Raw genomic sequence first — 16,132 nt, forward strand, 5'->3', positions numbered from 1 at the left:
CGAGGGCTCTGAGCCGCTCGACGGGAAAGAAGCCGCCCCTGGCCTGGTCCTTGAGCAGGTCCGGGTTTTTTGCCAGGTAGTGGTAGAACGCCAGCGGGAATTCCGGATTACCGGGGGCCCAGCGGGGTCGCGCGGCGGCACACGCCGATGACCTTCCAAGCATTCACCCGCGATCCGCTGGCTCGGCGCCGCTACTGGGCGCGCAGCCACCTGGGCTGGCGGCTGATCGCGGGCGCGGCGCCCAACGCCGGGCACCGGGCGGTGGCCGGGCTGCAGCACGCCGGGCTGGTCGACACGGTCATCACCCAGAACGTCGACGGTCTGCACGGTGCGGCCGGCAGCCCGTCGGTGATCGAGTTGCACGGTCGCCTCGACGAGGTGACCTGCCTGGACTGCGGCAACCTGACCTCCCGGGAGGAGCTGCACCGGCGGTTGCGCGAGGCCAACCCGGAGTTCGTGGCCCGCGTCGCCGCCGTCAACCCGGACGGTGATGTTGATCTCCCCGATGGGCAGGTGGAGGCGTTCCGGCCGGTGGACTGCGGGATCTGCGGCACCGGGATGCTGAAACCGGACGTGGTGTTCTTCGGTGAGACGGTGCCACCGCAGCGGGTGGCGCGGTGTTTCGCGGCCGTGGAGCAGGCCCGCGCGTTGCTGGTGCTCGGGTCGTCGTTGACGGTGATGTCGGGGCGCCGGTTCGTGATTCGGGCGGCGAAACGGGGCATCCCGGTCGCGATCGTCAACCAGGGGCCGACCCGGGGTGACGGCCACGCCACCGTGTGCGTGGACGCGCCGTTGGGTGCGGTGCTGCCGCAGCTGGCCGCGCGGGTCGGCGCCGGGGCGCCGCTGGGGGTCTGACGGGCCAGGCCCGCATGGGCACCCCGCCCGGGTGGGACATCAGCCCCCGGGGGTAGGACATCTGCCGGAAACACCGACGCTGGTAGCGTTGACCACGCCGGTAACACCCACGTGGGAGAGACCGCCCGACAGCACGCAGGGCGGCGCCGAAGGGGCAAATCCTCCCCGGAACCTCTCAGGCAAAAGGACCTCGTGGGCAGGCGCTGTGGAGTGCCCCTGTGGGTGCGACAGAGGGGGAGGCCGACACGTCGACCTCGCCCCGGGAGTGCCCCCTATGACCGTAGAGCAGTTCGCCACCCGTCACATCGGTCCCGGCCCCGACGATGAGCGTCGGATGCTGGAGGTCGTCGGGCACGACTCGATCGACGAGCTGATGGACGCCGCGATCCCCGAGGTGATCCGCTGGCACGGCACCCTCGACCTGCCCGAGGCGGCCACCGAGGCCGAGACGATCGCCGAGCTGCGGGCCCTCGCGGCGCGTAACACCGTTGCCGTCTCCATGATCGGGCTCGGGTACCACGGCACGCACACCCCGGCGGTGATCCGCCGCAACGTCCTCGAAGACCCGGCCTGGTACACGGCGTACACGCCGTACCAGCCGGAGATCAGCCAGGGCCGGTTGGAGGCGCTGCTGAACTTCCAGACCATGGTCACCGACCTGACCGGCCTGGCCACCGCGAACGCCTCCATGCTCGACGAGGGCACCGCGGCGGCGGAGGCGATGACCCTGGCGCGGCGGGCTTCCAAGAGCAAGAGCGGCGTGTACGTCGTCGACGCCGACGCGTTGCCGCAGACCATCGCGGTGATCACCAGCCGGGCCGAGCCGCTCGGCATCGACGTGCGGGTCCTCGACGTGCAGCGCGACGAGTTGCCGGAGGAGTTCTTCGGCCTGCACCTGCAGTATCCGGGGGCGTCCGGGGTGGTACGCGACCACGCCCGCCTCGTGGAGGCCGCGCACGCCGTCGGCGCCCTGGTGACCGTGGCGGCGGACCTGCTGGCGTTGACGCTGCTGCGCGCACCGGGGGAGATCGGCGTGGACATCGCCGCCGGCACCACCCAGCGTTTCGGCGTACCCATGGGCTTCGGTGGGCCGCACGCCGGTTACCTGGCGGTGCGGTCGGGCCTGGAGCGGATGCTGCCCGGGCGCCTGGTCGGGGTGTCGCGCGACGCGGACGGAAACCCGGCCTACCGGCTGGCGTTGCAGACCCGTGAGCAGCACATCCGCCGGGAGAAGGCGACCAGCAACATCTGCACCGCGCAGGTGCTCCTGGCCGTGATGGCCGGCATGTACGCCGTGTACCACGGCCCGGACGGGCTGCGCGCCATCGCGACGCGTACCCATGCGATGGCGGCGCGGCTCGCGGGCGGGTTGCGCGCCGGTGGGGTGGACGTCGCGGACGTCGCGTTCTTCGACACCGTCACCGCGACCGTGCCCGGGAGGGCCGCCGAGGTGGTGGCCGCCGCCGCGGACCGTGGTGTCAACCTGCGGCTGGTCGACGCCGACCGGGTGGGGGTGTCCTGCGACGAGACCACGACCGACGCGCACCTGGCGCGGGTGTGGGCGGCGTTCGGGGTGCCCGCGTTCGACGGCGACGCGGACGCGGCGCTGCCCGTCGACCTGATTCGCGGCAGCGACTTCCTCACCCACCCGGTGTTCCGCAGCCACCACTCGGAGACGGCGATGCTGCGCTACCTGCGGCGGTTGTCAGACTTCGACTACGCCCTGGACCGGGGCATGATCCCGCTCGGGTCGTGCACGATGAAGCTGAACGCGACCACCGAGATGGAGCCGGTCAGCTGGGCGGAGTTCGCGAACATCCACCCGTTCGCCCCGGACACGCAGACCGTCGGGTACCGGGAGATGATCGGTCAGCTGGAGTCGTGGCTGGCCGAGGTGACCGGGTACGACGCGGTCAGCGTGCAGCCCAACGCCGGATCGCAGGGTGAGCTGGCCGGCCTGTTGGCGATCCGCTCGTACCACGCGTCGCGGGGGGAGACGCACCGCGACGTGTGTCTGATCCCCTCGTCGGCGCACGGCACGAACGCGGCGTCGGCGGTGATGGCCGGGATGCGGGTCGTGGTGGTGGCCTGCGACGACGACGGCAACGTCGACCTCGTCGACCTGGACGCGAAGATCGACAAGCACCGCGACGCGCTCGCCGCGATCATGGTGACGTACCCGTCCACGCACGGTGTGTACGAGACGGGCATCGCGTCGCTGTGCGCGAAGGTCCACGACGCGGGCGGGCAGGTGTACGTCGACGGGGCGAACCTCAACGCCCTGGTCGGGTTCGCCAAGCCCGGCAAGTTCGGCGCGGACGTGTCGCACCTGAACCTGCACAAGACGTTCTGCATCCCGCACGGCGGCGGCGGCCCGGGGGTGGGCCCGGTCGCGGTGCGCGCGCACCTGGCGCCGTTCCTGCCCGGCGACCCGCTGGGCGCGCACGTCGACGCGACGCCGGCGATCTCGGCGGCGAAGTATGGGTCGGCGGGGATCCTGCCGATCCCGTGGGCGTACCTGCGGATGATGGGCGCCGAGGGGCTGACCCGGGCCACCGGTGTGGCGGTCCTCGCGGCGAACTACGTGGCGGCGCGGCTGCGGGGGCACTTCCCGGTGCTGTACGCCGGCAACAAGGGCCTGGTGGCCCACGAGTGCATCCTCGACCTGCGGCCGTTGACGAAGGCGACCGGGGTGAGCGTCGACGACGTGGCGAAGCGGCTGATCGACTACGGCTTCCACGCGCCCACGATGTCGTTCCCGGTGGCGGGAACGCTGATGGTGGAGCCGACCGAGAGCGAGGACCTGGCCGAGCTGGACCGGTTCTGCGACGCGATGATCGCGATCCGCGCGGAGATCGAGCAGGTGGGTTCCGGGGCGTGGCCGGCGGGGGACAACCCCCTGGCAAACGCGCCGCACACCGCGGCGATGGTCAGCGGTGACGAGTGGTCGCACGCGTACCCGCGGTCGGTGGGCGCGTACCCGGCCGGGGTGGACCGGGCCGGGAAGTACTGGCCGCCGGTGCGGCGCATCGACGGCGCGTACGGCGACCGGAATCTGGTCTGCTCGTGCCCGTCGCCGGAGGCGTTCGAGGACTGACGACGCCGCGGCCGGTCGAGACTGACGACGGCGCGCCGGGGCGGGCGGTACGGCCTGCCCCGGCAGCCGCTGCGACCTGGGCGGGGACGTCCCTTACCGGGGGACTAGCCTGGGTCGACGGCGGCTAAACGGTGACGCTGAGTGGTCGGTCAGGCCACGAGAGCGTGGCGGGCGGGGCCGCGGTGCGGTGCGATGCTGCTGCCGTCAGGAAGCAGCTCGCCGGTGTCCTCGAAGACGATGACACCGTTGCAGAGCAGGCTCCAGCCCTGCTCACGGAAGCAGGCGAGGACCCGCGCGGCTTCCCGGTCGGTGGCTTCAGCGGAGGGGCAGGTCGGTTGGTGCTGGCACATCGGGTTCTCCGGACTGTGGGGGCACTGTGTCATGGTTCACATGACCAGTGACGCACAGTACCAAGCGAAAGTGTCCAGCATCGAGCAGGTGCCCGCCTGGTGCACGGGAAATCCACTGAACGGATGAGGAAGGTTGGACCGTACGGCGTGGAAACGCTCCCAAAGGTGTGCGCTGCGAGCAGCGGCCCGGCTGCGACCGCCGCGAGCAGCGGCCCGGCTGCGACCGTCGATGTACCCGCCGCGCCGGCCGCGTGCCGGGGCGCGCTGACCGAACGCGCCCGCCTGCACTGGTCCCGCGGTGACGGCGGCGACCCCGCGGCCCTCGCCGAGGAGTTCCTCGCCGCGCACGGCCTACCCCTGCACGACCTGACCCGACCCGCCACCGGCCAGCACGGCACCGGGGTCTGCGGCGCGGCGCTGTACCTGTCCGCCGCCGCCGGGGCGCTGCTGGCCGGCGCACCCACCGGGGCGCCCGAGCCCGCACCGGTCCTACCCGACCTCGTCGTCGTGGTCTACCAGCACGGCCCCACCCGGTTCACCCGGCCCGGACCACCGCCACCGTGGTGGCTCGGCGACTGGGCCGAGAGCTGGACCCCCGCCCAGCACGCCGACGCCGTCGACGCGGTCCGCGCCGCCATCGGCCGCGGCGACGTCTACCAGAGCAACCTCGTCGGCCACGCCGCCGCCCCCTACAGCGGCGACCCGCTGCCCGCCCTGAAGCGCCTCGGCGCGCTGCCCGGCGCCCGCTACGGCGGCGTCCTCACCGGCGACGGCTGGGCCATCGGCTGCGCCTCCCCGGAAACCCTCGTCGAGGTCACCGACGGGCAGGTGATCACCCGACCGATCAAGGGCACCCGCCCGGCCACCGCCGCCGGCCGCGCCGAACTGTTCGCCAGCGCCAAGGAACGCGCCGAACACATCATGATCGTCGACCTGGAACGCAACGACCTCGCCCGCATCGCCCGCACCGGCACCGTCACCGTCGACGAACTGTTCGCCGTCCGCCGCTGGTGCGACCTGTGGCAGGCCGAGTCGACAGTGCGCGCCGCCGCCGCCGACGGCCTCGGCCTCGCCGACCTGCTGCGCGCCACCTGCCCCGGCGGCTCCGTCACCGGCGCCCCGAAACTCGCCGCCCTGACCCAGATCAACGCCCTCGAACCCGTCGGACGCGGCGCCAGCATGGGCGCGCTGGGCTGGGTCACCACAGGCCACGTCGACCTGGGCCTGACCATCCGCACCGCCGCCGCCGACGGCCAACGACTGCACACCTGGGCCGGCGGCGGCATCACCTGGGACAGCGACGCACACGCCGAGGTCGCCGAGGCCGCCGCGAAGACCACCCCGATCCGCGCCACCCTGGCCGGGCGCTGACCGCGGCACCACACGGCGATACGCTGAACCCCATGACCATGCGGCCCATCCGGATCATCGGCGACCCTGTCCTGCGCACCGGATGCGAACCGGTCACCACCTTCGACGCCGAGCTACGCGCCCTCGTCACCGACCTGATGGACACCCTGCTCGGCGCCCCCGGCCGCGCCGGCGTCGCCGCACCGCAGATCGGCGTCAGCGCCCAGGTGTTCGTCTACGACGCCGACGGGCACCGCGGCCACCTCATCAACCCCACCCTCGAACTGTCCGACGAACTCCAGGACGACGAGGAGGGCTGCCTGTCCATCCCCGGGCTGTACTTCCCGACCGTGCGGGCCCTGCACGCCACCGCCCACGGCGTCGACCAGCACGGCGAGCCACTCACCATCGCCGGCAGCGGGTTCCTGGCCCGCGCCCTGCAACACGAGACCGACCACCTCGGCGGGCGGCTCTACGTCGACACCCTGCGCGGCGACACCCGCCGCCGCGCCCTGCGCGAAATCCGCGCCGGGCGCTTCGACTCACCCAGCCGACGCGGCTAGCTCACCCACTGGTCGTGGCCCAGCTTCGCGACCAACGCCACCACCACCACCAGCAACACCACCCGCACGAACCCGGAGCCGCGGCGCAACGCCATCCGCGCCCCCAGCACCGCGCCGGCGATGTTGCACACCGCCATGCCCGCGCCCAGCAGCCACCACACGTGCCCGGTCGCCGCGAACACCACCAGCGCGCCCAGGTTCGTCCCCGCGTTGACGACCTTCGCCATCGCCGAGCCGTGCACGAAGTCCGCGCCCACGAGAGCGGTGAACGCCAACACCAGGAACGTGCCGGTGCCCGGGCCGATCAACCCGTCGTACAGGGCGATCCCCACCCCGGCCACCGCGATCACCGCCGCCACCCGCACCGTGGTGCGCTTCGCCGGCACCGCGACCACCCCCATCCGGGGACGCAACAGCACGAAGACCGCCACCGCCACCAGCACCACAAGGACGACCGGCCGGTACGCCGACGCCGGCACCGCCCCGGCCAGCGCCGCGCCCACCCCCGCGCTGAGCACCGCGAGCCCCGCCGCCGGACCCGCCACCCGCCAGTCGACAGTCGTCCTGCGCGCGTACGTCGCCGCCGCCGTGGCCGTGCCGAAGATCGCGGCCAGCTTGTTCGTGCCCAGCGCGGTGGCCACCGGCAACCCCGGGGCCGCCACCAACAACGCCGGCAGCAGCAACAACCCGCCACCACCGACCACGGCATCGACCCACCCGGCCATCGCCGCGGCGGCCAGCAGAGTACTCAGCGTCACGGCGTCCACGGGCGGCAATTCTGCCCACCCGACACGCCGCAACGGGCACCGAGTGGCCAGCCTCACCCGCTCACCGACCCCGCGTACGCCGCAACCACACCCCCAATGCGCCGACCGCCACGAACACCAGCACCGAACACAGCAACACCTTCACCACCCGGCAACCATGCCACGGCCACGTAAGGTGCAGGAGTGCGCCTGGCCACCTTCAACCTGCTGCACGGACGGTCCCTCACCGACGGGCTCGTCGACTCCGACCGACTCGCCGCCGCCATCGGGGCCCTCGACGCGGACGTGCTCGCCCTCCAGGAGGTCGACCGCGACCAACGCCGCAGCGGCAACCTCGACCTCACCGCCATCGCCGCCCGCGCCCTCGGCGCACCACACCACCGCTTCGCCGCGGCAGTCGTCGGCACCCCCGGCGAACAGTTCCGCCCTCTGCGCCACGAAGACGACGGCCACGGGGAGCCCTGCTACGGCATCGGCCTGATCAGCCGACACCCCGTCCGCAGCTGGCAGGTCACCCGACTCAAGCCGGCGCCGGTGCGCTCACCGGTCTACGTGCCCGGCCCCCGCGGCGGTCTCATCCTGCTGCACGACGAACCCCGCGTGATCCTCGCCGCCGTCCTGGACACCCCGCACGGCCCCCTCACCGTCGCCGCGACCCACCTGTCCTTCGTGCCCGGCTGGAACGCCCGCCAACTCCGTCAGACCGTCCGCGCCCTGCGCGCGCTACCGGGGCCCCGCGTCCTGCTCGGCGACCTCAACCTGCCCGCCGGCGCGGCCTGCCTCATCTCCGGCTGGCACCCCCTGGGCCGACTCCCCACCTACCCGTCCGGGCAGCCCCGCGTCCAACTCGACCACATCCTCGCCGACCGACACGCCCTCGCCGCCCTCCCACCGGTCCGCGCGGTCACCGCGCCGTCGTCCACCATCAGCGACCACCGCCCCCTGCTGGTCGACCTCGGCTGAGCACCATCGCCAACCGGCACCGGGCTGTCCTCGAAGGCGGGGGAGCGGGCCACCAAGACGCAAGATTCCCTCAAGATCATTGCATCGACGGACTTCGACGATCATGCTGGTCGACACGCCACGATCAACTCGTCGGAGGCCACATGAGACGCCAGCGACAAACCCTCATCGCCGTGTCCACCCTCATCGCCCTCACCCTCACCACCGCAGCCACCCCCGCCAACGCCCAAACCGCCGCACCACCCGGCCAGGTCACCGCCCTCACCGCCCACCAGGCCGACGGATACACCACCCTCGCCTGGCAGCCCGTCGACGGCGCCACCGACTACCAGATCGAACGCACCCCCGTCGACGCCGACAACACCCCCACCGGCGAACCCACCATCGTCGGCATCTGGCGACCCAACCGCCAGATCAACCAACAGGCACCCACCTTCGCCGACGCCGGCTACAACCCCGGCGACAGCTTCCAATGGCGTGTACGCGCCCGCACCGGCACCACCGAACAGCGCTACTCCGACCCGGTCACCGCCACCACCACCGCACCCTGGGGCAACCCCACGACCCCCGGCGAGCAACTGCGCACCGGCTGGGAAACCACCCACGCCGCGCAGTACACCAGCGACACCGACGAGTACGCCTACACCGCCGCCATCGACGCCCTCAGCGACCGCGTACGCGTCGTCGAACTCGGCCGCACCGTCCAGAACCGACCCATCAACATGATGGTCATCGGCCACCCCACCCCGCCGGCCACCCCGCAAGCCGTCGCCGCCACCGCACCCGTGGCCATCAACTGCAACGTGCACGGCAACGAACCCGGCGACCGCGAAGCCTGCCTCATCATGGCCCGCCAACTCGCCTTCAGCACCGACCCCCGCATCACCGACCTCCTCAGCCACACCACCGTCCTGATCGTCCCCACCATCAACGGAGACGGCCGCGCCAACAACACCCGCGGCAACTCCACCGGCCAGGACCTCAACCGCGACTACTCCCTGATCCGCCAACCCGAAACCGCCGCGTACATCAAAATGGTCCGCGACTACCGACCCGTCGCCGGCTACGACGGCCACGAGTTCGGCAACTCCCGCGCCGGCGACCTGCCGATGCTGCCCCCACGGCACCAGAACGTCGCCCAACCCATCTTCGACCAGTCCCAGGACATGATCGAAGGCCACATGTACGCCAAGGGCGCCGAAGCCGGCTGGTGGGCCTGCCCCTACGGCTGCGAAGGCGGCGGCAACGTCGGCCTCAGCGAGGAAACCATCCTGCGCAACACCCTCGGGCTCAAGAACGTCACCAACTCCCTGCTCGAACTGCGCAGCTCCGGCGGCCAGACCCGCCCCGACGAGGGCAACACCGCCAACAACCGACGCCGCAAGACCTACTCCGCCCTGTGGACGTTCCACCAGTTCCTCGACTACCACCGCGCCGACCGCGCCGACATCCTGACCGCCCGCAGCGAAGCCATCGAGACCCAGGCCGCCAACACCGGCCGGCTCGTCTTCCGCGGCTCCCGCCCCATCCCCGCCCACCCGGCACCGCACCCCGGCGACAGCCCACCACCACTCGACGCGCCCCCCGCCGACCTGATCCTCGACAACCCGCCCTGCGCCTACAAACTCACCGACGCCCAGTACAACGGCGCCCGCACCGACGGACCCGGTGGCGTCGGCACCACCGTCGCCCAGCGCATCGCCGCCCACGGCTGGAAGGTCATCACCGTCGGCGACGGCCACTACGTCCCCCTCAACCAACCCGAACGGGGCCTCATCCCTCTGCTCCTCGACGGCAAGGGCGTGGAGAAGCTGACCGACGGCGAACGCGTCTATCCCACCCTCACCGGCCGCCGCAACGGACCCCTGACCGTCACCGGCTTCACCTGCGCCGACGGCGCCACCATCAACGGCCCGGTCACCGTCCGGGCCGGCGCGGCACTCGTCACGACAGGAACCACCATCAGCGGCCCACTCACCGCCACCGGCGCCGCCGGCGTCCTCCTCGCCGACAGCACCATCAACGGCCCGGTCCGCATCGCCACCACCGACACGATCTCCATCATCGACGCCACCATCGCCGGCCCCGTCGACCTGTCCGGCAACACCACCGCCACCGACGCACCCGTACTGGCCGGCACCACCATCCGCGGCCCACTCACCTGCACCGGCAACAACCCCACCCCGCACAACCTCGGCATCGCCAACACCGTCCACGGCCCCCGCACCAACCAGTGCGCGGCACTGTGACCGACCACTAGCGAGCCATCACGCCGGCGGCGCGGACCCGACACCCGCGCCGCCGGCACCCCACCAGCAACACCGCACCCGTGGAGGCCGCCGTGTCGCACCCCGCCACCGCACCGCGACACCCCCGACGATCCCGCGGGCCGCACGGCGCTCGACGCGTCCGCCGGACGCTCGGTCTACTCCTGCCGACCCTGCTGCTGGCCGCCTGCACCGGCAGCCCCGCAGCCCCCCGCACGGACGCCGCGCCCGCGAGCACCGCACCCCAGCCCACCGGGCCACTCTGCGCCGCCCTGCCCACCGGCACCGACCCCGGCAACCCGAGCTTCCTCGCCGGGCAACCCGTCGAGGCGGCGCTGCGCTGGATCCCCACCCTCACCACGTTCGAAGCGGCACTGCGCACCAGCGGCGTCCTCACCGACCTACCCGCCGACGACGGAGTCACCCTCCTGGCGCCCTCCGACGACGCCTTCGCCGCCACGTTCTCCGAGGACAACTGGGACGACCTCATGACCCACCACACCGACCAGCTCCGCACCCTGCTGAAAGCCCACCTCATGACCGGAAGCCACCCGATCGCCGACCTCACCACCGCCGGCACCGCCACCACCCTCGACGGCGTCAGCGTCACCGTCACCCGCACCGGGCCCACCGCCCGCCTCGGCGACCGCGCCGACACGGTCTGCGCCGACTACCAGGCCACCAACGCCCGCATCCACATCATCAACGCCGTCCTCGGCCCCCTGCCCGTCACCGCCGACGGCACCGGCCACCGCGCACACTGATCACGCTCACCCCGGCGGCACCAGACCCGCCAGCGCGCGGTTCGTCCGGTTGGCGCGGACCGCGTCACGCTGCTGCCCGGCCGTCACCTCGATGTACGTCTGCGACGACGCCAACGACGCGTGCCCCAACAACCGCATGATCTCCGCCGCGCTCGCACCGTCCTCCGCCAACCGGGTCGCGAACGTGTGCCGCAGCGCGTGCAGCCGCGCACCCCGCGGCACCCGGTCACCGATACCTGCCCGCCGGTAACACGACTCCACGAGATACTGCAGGCCACCACGGCGCAACGGCTCACCACGCCGATCCACCAGAAACGGCGAGTCGGGGCGTACCGACCGCGAACCGAAGCGCCGCACCCGACTGTCCAGGTAGTCCCGCAGCACCCGGTCCAGATCCGCCTCGATCGGCACCACCCGAGGCCGCCCACCCTTACCCGCCACCTCGACCCGCCGCTCACCGGACCGACCGCCGAGCGAGTCGACGCGCAACGCCAGCAACTCCGACAAACGCAGCCCGGCGCAAAGCGCCACCGCCAACACCGCCACGTCCCGCTCCGGCCACGGGTCGCGTTGCCGCCCGTCGTCCCGCGCGGCGGACGCGAGCAGCACCTCGGGAGTGTCCGCGCCGCGCAGCGGCTTCGGCTGGGGGAGTAGCGCCCGAGGCCGCCCAACCGCCGGCATCGGATTGCCCGCCACGAACCCGTCAGCGACCAGGAACGTGAAGAAACTGTTCCAGGTGGACCAGGCCCTGTGCACCGACGCGGGCGCCCGGGGGGCGGCGAACCGGGCGAAAGCCGCGCGCATCACCCGGGGGGAGAGGTCGGTGATCGACAGCGCGTCCAGGGGCAGGGGAGGGGCCTCCGCCACCAGAGCCGCGATCGTGCACAGATCCCTGCGGTACGCGGCCAGGGTGTGCGGGGAGGGCTTGCGGGTGGCCCGCGCGGTCAGGAACTCCTCGATCAGCGCCGCGAGCGATTCGTCCCGTTTGTCATGCATAAGGGATATTATGCATGATTTTCGCGTTACCCGGAAGCGGGTGCACGAGGGGGAGAGCGGCCTCATTCCGGACCGCCGCGAGCACGGCCGGAGCTGATGAAGAAGCACGTATCGTGCGCGACATGACGTCGGTCGCCGCCATCTGTCCCACCTGTGGTCGACCCGGCACGCCCATCGTGTACCGGGACGTCGACGGTCCGACAGATCTGGTCTGCCGCGAGGGGCACCGTTGGCGGGCCGCCGGCCGAGCCGGGTGGGCTCCATATGCGTCACCCGCCGCCGTCGACCGGGACCCGCAGGACGCAACGACACCGATGGAGCCCGTGGACCTCAGCAAGGACGGGCGGACCTGGCGGATCGGCACCGCCGGCGACGTCGACTGGCTCGCCGGACGGACCACGCAGGGTCTGTCGGTCACCACGGCGATCCCACCGGTGTTCGAGGCGTACGGCACCTTTCACCCGCCCGCCGGGGTCGGTCTCGACGCCCACGAACAAGCGGTGATCAACGAGCTGGTGGCGTGCACGCCGGACCAGCCCTGGTGGCTGGGCTTCCTCGACACCGGCGCCCACGACGTCGTCTTCCCGCACGCACCGAGGGTGTCCCTCTACTGGGACTGGCCCTACGTGCTGGTCCAGGCAGGGCCGGAACAGGCCCTCAGCTGGAGGGTCGGGCACATGCGCGGCGACGGGGCGCTGCCCGACCTGTTCTTTCCGGCGGATCGTTCCTGGCTCGTCTCCGCCCTGTGGGACGACACCTGGACCGACATCGGCGCCAGCGGTGCGGTGCTCGCGGCCCTGCGACGTAACCCGCTGGTCAACGCGCGCCTCGTCGGTCCGAACGAGGACGCGTGCCCGCCCGGCCTGACACGCGACTGACCCCCGTCGGTGAAGGGCGAGGGGACCATCCGAAAGCCTCTACTTTACATAATGTGCATTATCGAATCAGCTTTACATCGTTCCGAACCGATGCGGCCTTGCCCCATGGCAACTGGGGTAAGGCCCTAACATTGCCCCGGTGATCGAGGACTTCGTGGAGCGGCTTCTGCACGACATGGCCATCCTCGACCCTTGCACAGCGGTGGTCGACGCTGGCGAACAGGACGTCGACGGGCTTACCGACTACGGCCCCGAAGGCCACCAGGCCCGCGCGGACCGGGCCGCCCTCGCCCTGCGCGAGATCGAGGCACTGCCGGCAGGGACCCCGCTGCACGCCCACCTCGTCGAACGGCTGCACACGCGTGTCGCCTTTCACGACGCCGGGGAGGATCTGCGCGAACTGCACGTGGCGGCCACCGGTCCCCTTCAGCTCATCCGCCAAGCCGTCGAAGCCGCGGTTCCCGGCCGCGACGCCGAGAACGCGGCCTTCGAGGAGGGCTGGGCTCGTGTCGGCGCACGCATGGCCGCGATCCCTGCGGCCCTTGACGGGTACGCCCGCAGCCTCCTACTCGCCGCGCAGCGCGGCGATGTGCCGGCGCGCCGTCAGGTGGAGCTCGTCGCGCAGCGCTGCCGTGCCTGGACTGACGACGATGCTGCCCTGGTGGATCGCTACGGCGAGGGGCGTCAGCGGGCGTCGTTGCAAGCCGCGGCAGCGGGCTCGCGAGCGGCGTACCAGAAGCTCGCCGAGAGGCTGACCGTCGACCTGGCGCCGAGGGCAGTTGAGGAGGAGGCGTTCGGTCAGCAGCGGTATGCGCTCTGGGTGCGTACCTTCCTCGCGGCCCAACCTGACCTGCACGAGCTGTACGAGTGGGGTTGGGAGGAGTTCAGAGCGACAGAGGCAGAGCTTCTCGCTGAGGCGGAGGCCCTGGGCGGGAGCGTGCCGGAGGTGCTCGCCCGGCTCAACAGTCCCGACGCACCTGGCACGCTGCACAGTAGGGAGGCGTTCGCTGCGTGGCTGCAGGACCTGTTGGAGTCGACCACCGAGAGGTTGGACGGTGTCTACTTCGACATCCCCGCCCCGCTTAGGCGCATCGAGTCGCGGTTGGCCACGTCGTCCGGCATCGCGTACACAGGGCCGTCACGGGACCTGGCGCGGCCGGGTCGGGTCTGGTGGTCGGTCCCGGAGGGCGCAGCGACATTCCCTACCTGGTACGCCTACAGCACCGCCTTTCACGAGGGGGTTCCCGGCCATCACCTCCACCTCGGCGCGGAAGCCTGCCGGGGCGGCCTCGGGCAGCGGTTGAACCTGCTCGGCGGCCTCTCCGGGAGTCAGGAGGGTTGGGCGCTGTATGCGGAGCGGTTCATGGACGAGCTCGGGTTGTATGAGCAGCCAGGTGCCCGACTGGGGTACCTGTACATGCAGCTCCTGCGCGCCGCGCGGGTCGTGCTCGACATCGGCCTGCACCTGCGGCTGGCGATGCCCTTCGGCGATGGAGCCGTGTGGACGGCGGACGCGGCGCTGAAGCTGTTGCGGGATCGCTGCCATCAGGGGGCCTACGCGTCCGCTGAGCTTGCGCGTTACCTGGGTCGGCCTGGGCAGGCGTTGGCCTACAAGGTGGGTGAGCGCGTGTGGCTGGCCGGCCGTTCGTCCTTTCCTGGCGACCGGCGCGCGTTCCATAGTCAGGCGCTGGAGTTGGGTTCGATGGGTTTGGATCAGTTGACGGTGGCCCTTCGGGGTGACCGAGCACCACTTGCGGCTCGCGGTGAAACACGTCAGGGACCGCGTAGATAGCTGGACAAGGTCCGCTCCCCCGGCTCGGGCTGTCAGATGTGCGATCGGCGCAGCCAGTCCTGGGTGAGCGAGCGCAGCAGAGCGGGTTGTTCGTACGGCAGGTAGTGCCCGGCGGCGTCGATCACGGTGTAGGTGCCGCGCGGATAGTGGCGCATGGCGTGGAACTGGTCGGCGTACCCGACGATGTGGTCCTGCCGGCCGGTGATCACGCTGACCGGGCTGTCGAAGGCGATGTCGGTGTTCTCGTCGGGTAGCGCGTAGTCGGGACCGCTCTGCAACTCCTGGTGGAATGTCGGGTCACCGGGGCCGCCGGAGTGCAGTGCGGTGAGCACCGTCGCGACGACCCCTGGGGTGCGGTGACCCAGTGCGGCGTCCAGATGTGGGTGCAGTTCGGTGGGGGCGGCGTCGAGCCAGCCCGGGGGTGCTTCGAGTGGTGGGGCGTCGGGCAGGTTGCGGCTGTGGCGGGCGATGGTGACACCGGGGCAGACGAGGAGCAGGCCGCGGACGAGGTCGGGTCGTTGGCGGGCGATGCCGGCGGCCAGGTACGCGCCGTAGGAGCCGCCGGCGAGCAGGGCTGGCGTGTCGAGGTGGTGGTCGAGCCAGGCGCAGACGGTGTCCAGCACTGCCTGGGAGGTGGGTGGGCAGTGTGCGGGGGTGTCTCCGTGGCCGGGTAGGTCCAGGTAGATCTCTCGTAGGCCGGTGCCGGCGAGGGCAGGGTGGAAGGCGGCGGCCGTGGCGGCGCGGCTCATGCTGAACATGGGGAGGCACACCACCGCTGGTCCGGTCTCCGCCGTGTGGTCGAACGCCAGGTTCATCGGGAGTCCTCGTTGGGGTTGTCGGTGGTGGGGTTCAGGTTCAACGTCTCATGCCGGGCGGGCCGTGGGTGAAACTGGTCTGCGTCTTCGGCGGGTGGTGTCTACAGTGGTGCGCTCCGGCCACTGCCCGTTCGCCGCGAACGGCGGGGCCGCACATCACCACGGGGGAACACCTTGACGAGTAAGTCTGTCCGTATTGTGGTTGGCCTGGTCGCGACCGTCGGCCTCGTTGTGGGCTGTCAGCCTGCCGAGAAGGAGAATGCTGGGGCCGCCGCCCCGCCGTCGCCGACCGTGGCGCCGAGCCCGACCGTCGACGTGGCGGCGAACAGCAAGCAGGTCTGCGACGCCAGTCTCGTTTTTGTGAAGAAGCACTACGTCGCGATGGCTGACGATGCGATCGCCGCGATCGACAAGCCGGTCAGCGCCAAGGAGGCGGGCGCGAAGGTTCGCGGCCACTACACGGCGCTGTTGCAGGACCTCAGGACGTCGGCGCCGACCGCTGCCGATCCGCAGGTGCGCACCGCGTTGGAGACCCTGGCCGCCGGGGTGGAGAAGCACCTGGCCGGTCCGAAGGCCACTGAGATCGAGGCGCCGGATCTCGACCCGCCGCTGAAGGCGTTGGACACCGTCTGCGGTCGCTGAGCGTCGTGGGCACCGGCCGGGTCGGCCGGTGCC

Annotated in this window: 14 protein-coding genes and 1 riboswitch; of the genes, 10 read left to right on the forward strand and 4 right to left on the reverse strand. The window is 71.7% G+C overall.

The genetic code is table 11. From position 1 onward, the window contains the following. The first annotated feature begins 69 nt into the window (after positions 1–69). Both AB0B48_RS24995 and gcvP read left to right on the forward strand, forming a co-directional pair. On the forward strand, positions 70–855 hold the full coding sequence (locus AB0B48_RS24995) for a Sir2 family NAD-dependent protein deacetylase (protein ID WP_357205598.1): 786 nt from the start codon (positions 70–72) through the stop codon (positions 853–855). Between the two features lie 102 nt (positions 856–957). Next, positions 958–1,056: riboswitch (glycine riboswitch) on the forward strand. A 73-nt stretch (positions 1,057–1,129) separates the two neighbouring features. Further along, positions 1,130–3,952, forward strand: a complete 2,823-nt coding sequence (gene gcvP, locus AB0B48_RS25000; RefSeq protein ID WP_357205601.1) for an aminomethyl-transferring glycine dehydrogenase — start codon at positions 1,130–1,132, stop codon at positions 3,950–3,952. 149 nt (positions 3,953–4,101) lie between these two features. Here gcvP and AB0B48_RS25005 read toward each other — a convergent pair whose 3' ends face one another. Next, positions 4,102–4,302 (reverse strand): DUF5999 family protein, encoded by a 201-nt coding sequence (locus tag AB0B48_RS25005; protein ID WP_007460326.1) that lies wholly within the window; start codon positions 4,300–4,302, stop codon positions 4,102–4,104. Positions 4,303–4,398: 96 nt separating this feature from the next. Between AB0B48_RS25005 and AB0B48_RS25010 the strand changes: the two genes are divergently transcribed. Continuing rightward, a complete protein-coding gene (locus tag AB0B48_RS25010; RefSeq protein WP_357205632.1) occupies positions 4,399–5,673 on the forward strand; it encodes a chorismate-binding protein in 1,275 nt (424 codons plus the stop codon). 32 nt (positions 5,674–5,705) lie between these two features. Then, positions 5,706–6,215, forward strand: a complete 510-nt coding sequence (def, locus tag AB0B48_RS25015) for a peptide deformylase (RefSeq protein WP_210783845.1) — start codon at positions 5,706–5,708, stop codon at positions 6,213–6,215. Here def and AB0B48_RS25020 read toward each other — a convergent pair. Further along, positions 6,212–6,982 (reverse strand): TSUP family transporter, encoded by a 771-nt coding sequence (locus AB0B48_RS25020; RefSeq protein ID WP_357205605.1) that lies wholly within the window; start codon positions 6,980–6,982, stop codon positions 6,212–6,214. The two genes, def and AB0B48_RS25020, sit on opposite strands and share 4 nt — an antisense overlap. 183 nt (positions 6,983–7,165) lie before the next feature. Between AB0B48_RS25020 and AB0B48_RS25025 the strand changes: the two genes are divergently transcribed. The 3 genes from AB0B48_RS25025 (at position 7,166) to AB0B48_RS25035 (ending at position 10,976) form a co-directional block, all read left to right on the forward strand. Continuing rightward, positions 7,166–7,945, forward strand: coding sequence for an endonuclease/exonuclease/phosphatase family protein (locus tag AB0B48_RS25025; protein WP_357205608.1), 780 nt, complete (start codon positions 7,166–7,168; stop codon positions 7,943–7,945). A gap of 143 nt (positions 7,946–8,088) precedes the next feature. Next, on the forward strand, positions 8,089–10,194 hold the full coding sequence (locus tag AB0B48_RS25030) for a M14 family zinc carboxypeptidase (protein ID WP_357205611.1): 2,106 nt from the start codon (positions 8,089–8,091) through the stop codon (positions 10,192–10,194). A 92-nt stretch (positions 10,195–10,286) separates the two neighbouring features. Continuing rightward, complete coding sequence (locus AB0B48_RS25035; RefSeq protein WP_357205614.1) at positions 10,287–10,976, forward strand: fasciclin domain-containing protein; 690 nt, start codon at positions 10,287–10,289, stop codon at positions 10,974–10,976. A 6-nt stretch (positions 10,977–10,982) separates the two neighbouring features. On the opposite strand, the gene AB0B48_RS25040 is transcribed toward AB0B48_RS25035, so the two are convergent. Further along, positions 10,983–11,972: a tyrosine-type recombinase/integrase gene (locus tag AB0B48_RS25040; protein ID WP_357205617.1), complete on the reverse strand. Its 990-nt coding sequence runs from the start codon at positions 11,970–11,972 to the stop codon at positions 10,983–10,985. Positions 11,973–12,094: 122 nt separating this feature from the next. Here AB0B48_RS25040 and AB0B48_RS25045 point away from each other — a divergent pair, with 122 nt between their 5' ends. Continuing rightward, positions 12,095–12,850: a hypothetical protein gene (locus AB0B48_RS25045; RefSeq protein ID WP_357205620.1), complete on the forward strand. Its 756-nt coding sequence runs from the start codon at positions 12,095–12,097 to the stop codon at positions 12,848–12,850. Positions 12,851–12,989: 139 nt separating this feature from the next. Then, complete coding sequence (locus AB0B48_RS25050) at positions 12,990–14,642, forward strand: DUF885 domain-containing protein (protein WP_357205623.1); 1,653 nt, start codon at positions 12,990–12,992, stop codon at positions 14,640–14,642. A 32-nt stretch (positions 14,643–14,674) separates the two neighbouring features. Here the strand turns inward: AB0B48_RS25050 and AB0B48_RS25055 are convergent, their stop codons facing one another. Further along, complete coding sequence (locus AB0B48_RS25055; protein ID WP_357205626.1) at positions 14,675–15,457, reverse strand: alpha/beta hydrolase; 783 nt, start codon at positions 15,455–15,457, stop codon at positions 14,675–14,677. Positions 15,458–15,748: 291 nt separating this feature from the next. Here AB0B48_RS25055 and AB0B48_RS25060 point away from each other — a divergent pair, with 291 nt between their 5' ends. Beyond that, the gene (locus tag AB0B48_RS25060) at positions 15,749–16,099 is read left to right on the forward strand and encodes a hypothetical protein (RefSeq protein WP_357205629.1); all 351 of its coding nucleotides are present in this window, start codon (positions 15,749–15,751) and stop codon (positions 16,097–16,099) included. Positions 16,100–16,132: the final 33 nt, after the last annotated feature.

The organism is Micromonospora sp. NPDC049089 (assembly GCF_040648775.1).
In the GTDB taxonomy this organism is placed as follows: Bacteria; Actinomycetota; Actinomycetes; order Mycobacteriales; family Micromonosporaceae; genus Micromonospora.

What these genes read in the sequence shown, in the direction of transcription:
- AB0B48_RS25030 (WP_357205611.1), top strand. Translation starts at nt 8,089, where the DNA reads ATGAGACGCCAGCGACAAACCCTCATCGCCGTGTCCACCCTCATCGCC.
- AB0B48_RS25045 (WP_357205620.1), top strand. Translation starts at nt 12,095, where the DNA reads ATGACGTCGGTCGCCGCCATCTGTCCCACCTGTGGTCGACCCGGCACG.
- AB0B48_RS25040 (WP_357205617.1), bottom strand. Translation starts at nt 11,972, where the DNA reads ATGCATGACAAACGGGACGAATCGCTCGCGGCGCTGATCGAGGAGTTC.
- def (WP_210783845.1), top strand. Translation starts at nt 5,706, where the DNA reads ATGACCATGCGGCCCATCCGGATCATCGGCGACCCTGTCCTGCGCACC.
- AB0B48_RS25005 (WP_007460326.1), bottom strand. Translation starts at nt 4,302, where the DNA reads ATGTGCCAGCACCAACCGACCTGCCCCTCCGCTGAAGCCACCGACCGG.
- gcvP (WP_357205601.1), top strand. Translation starts at nt 1,130, where the DNA reads ATGACCGTAGAGCAGTTCGCCACCCGTCACATCGGTCCCGGCCCCGAC.
- AB0B48_RS25055 (WP_357205626.1), bottom strand. Translation starts at nt 15,457, where the DNA reads ATGAACCTGGCGTTCGACCACACGGCGGAGACCGGACCAGCGGTGGTG.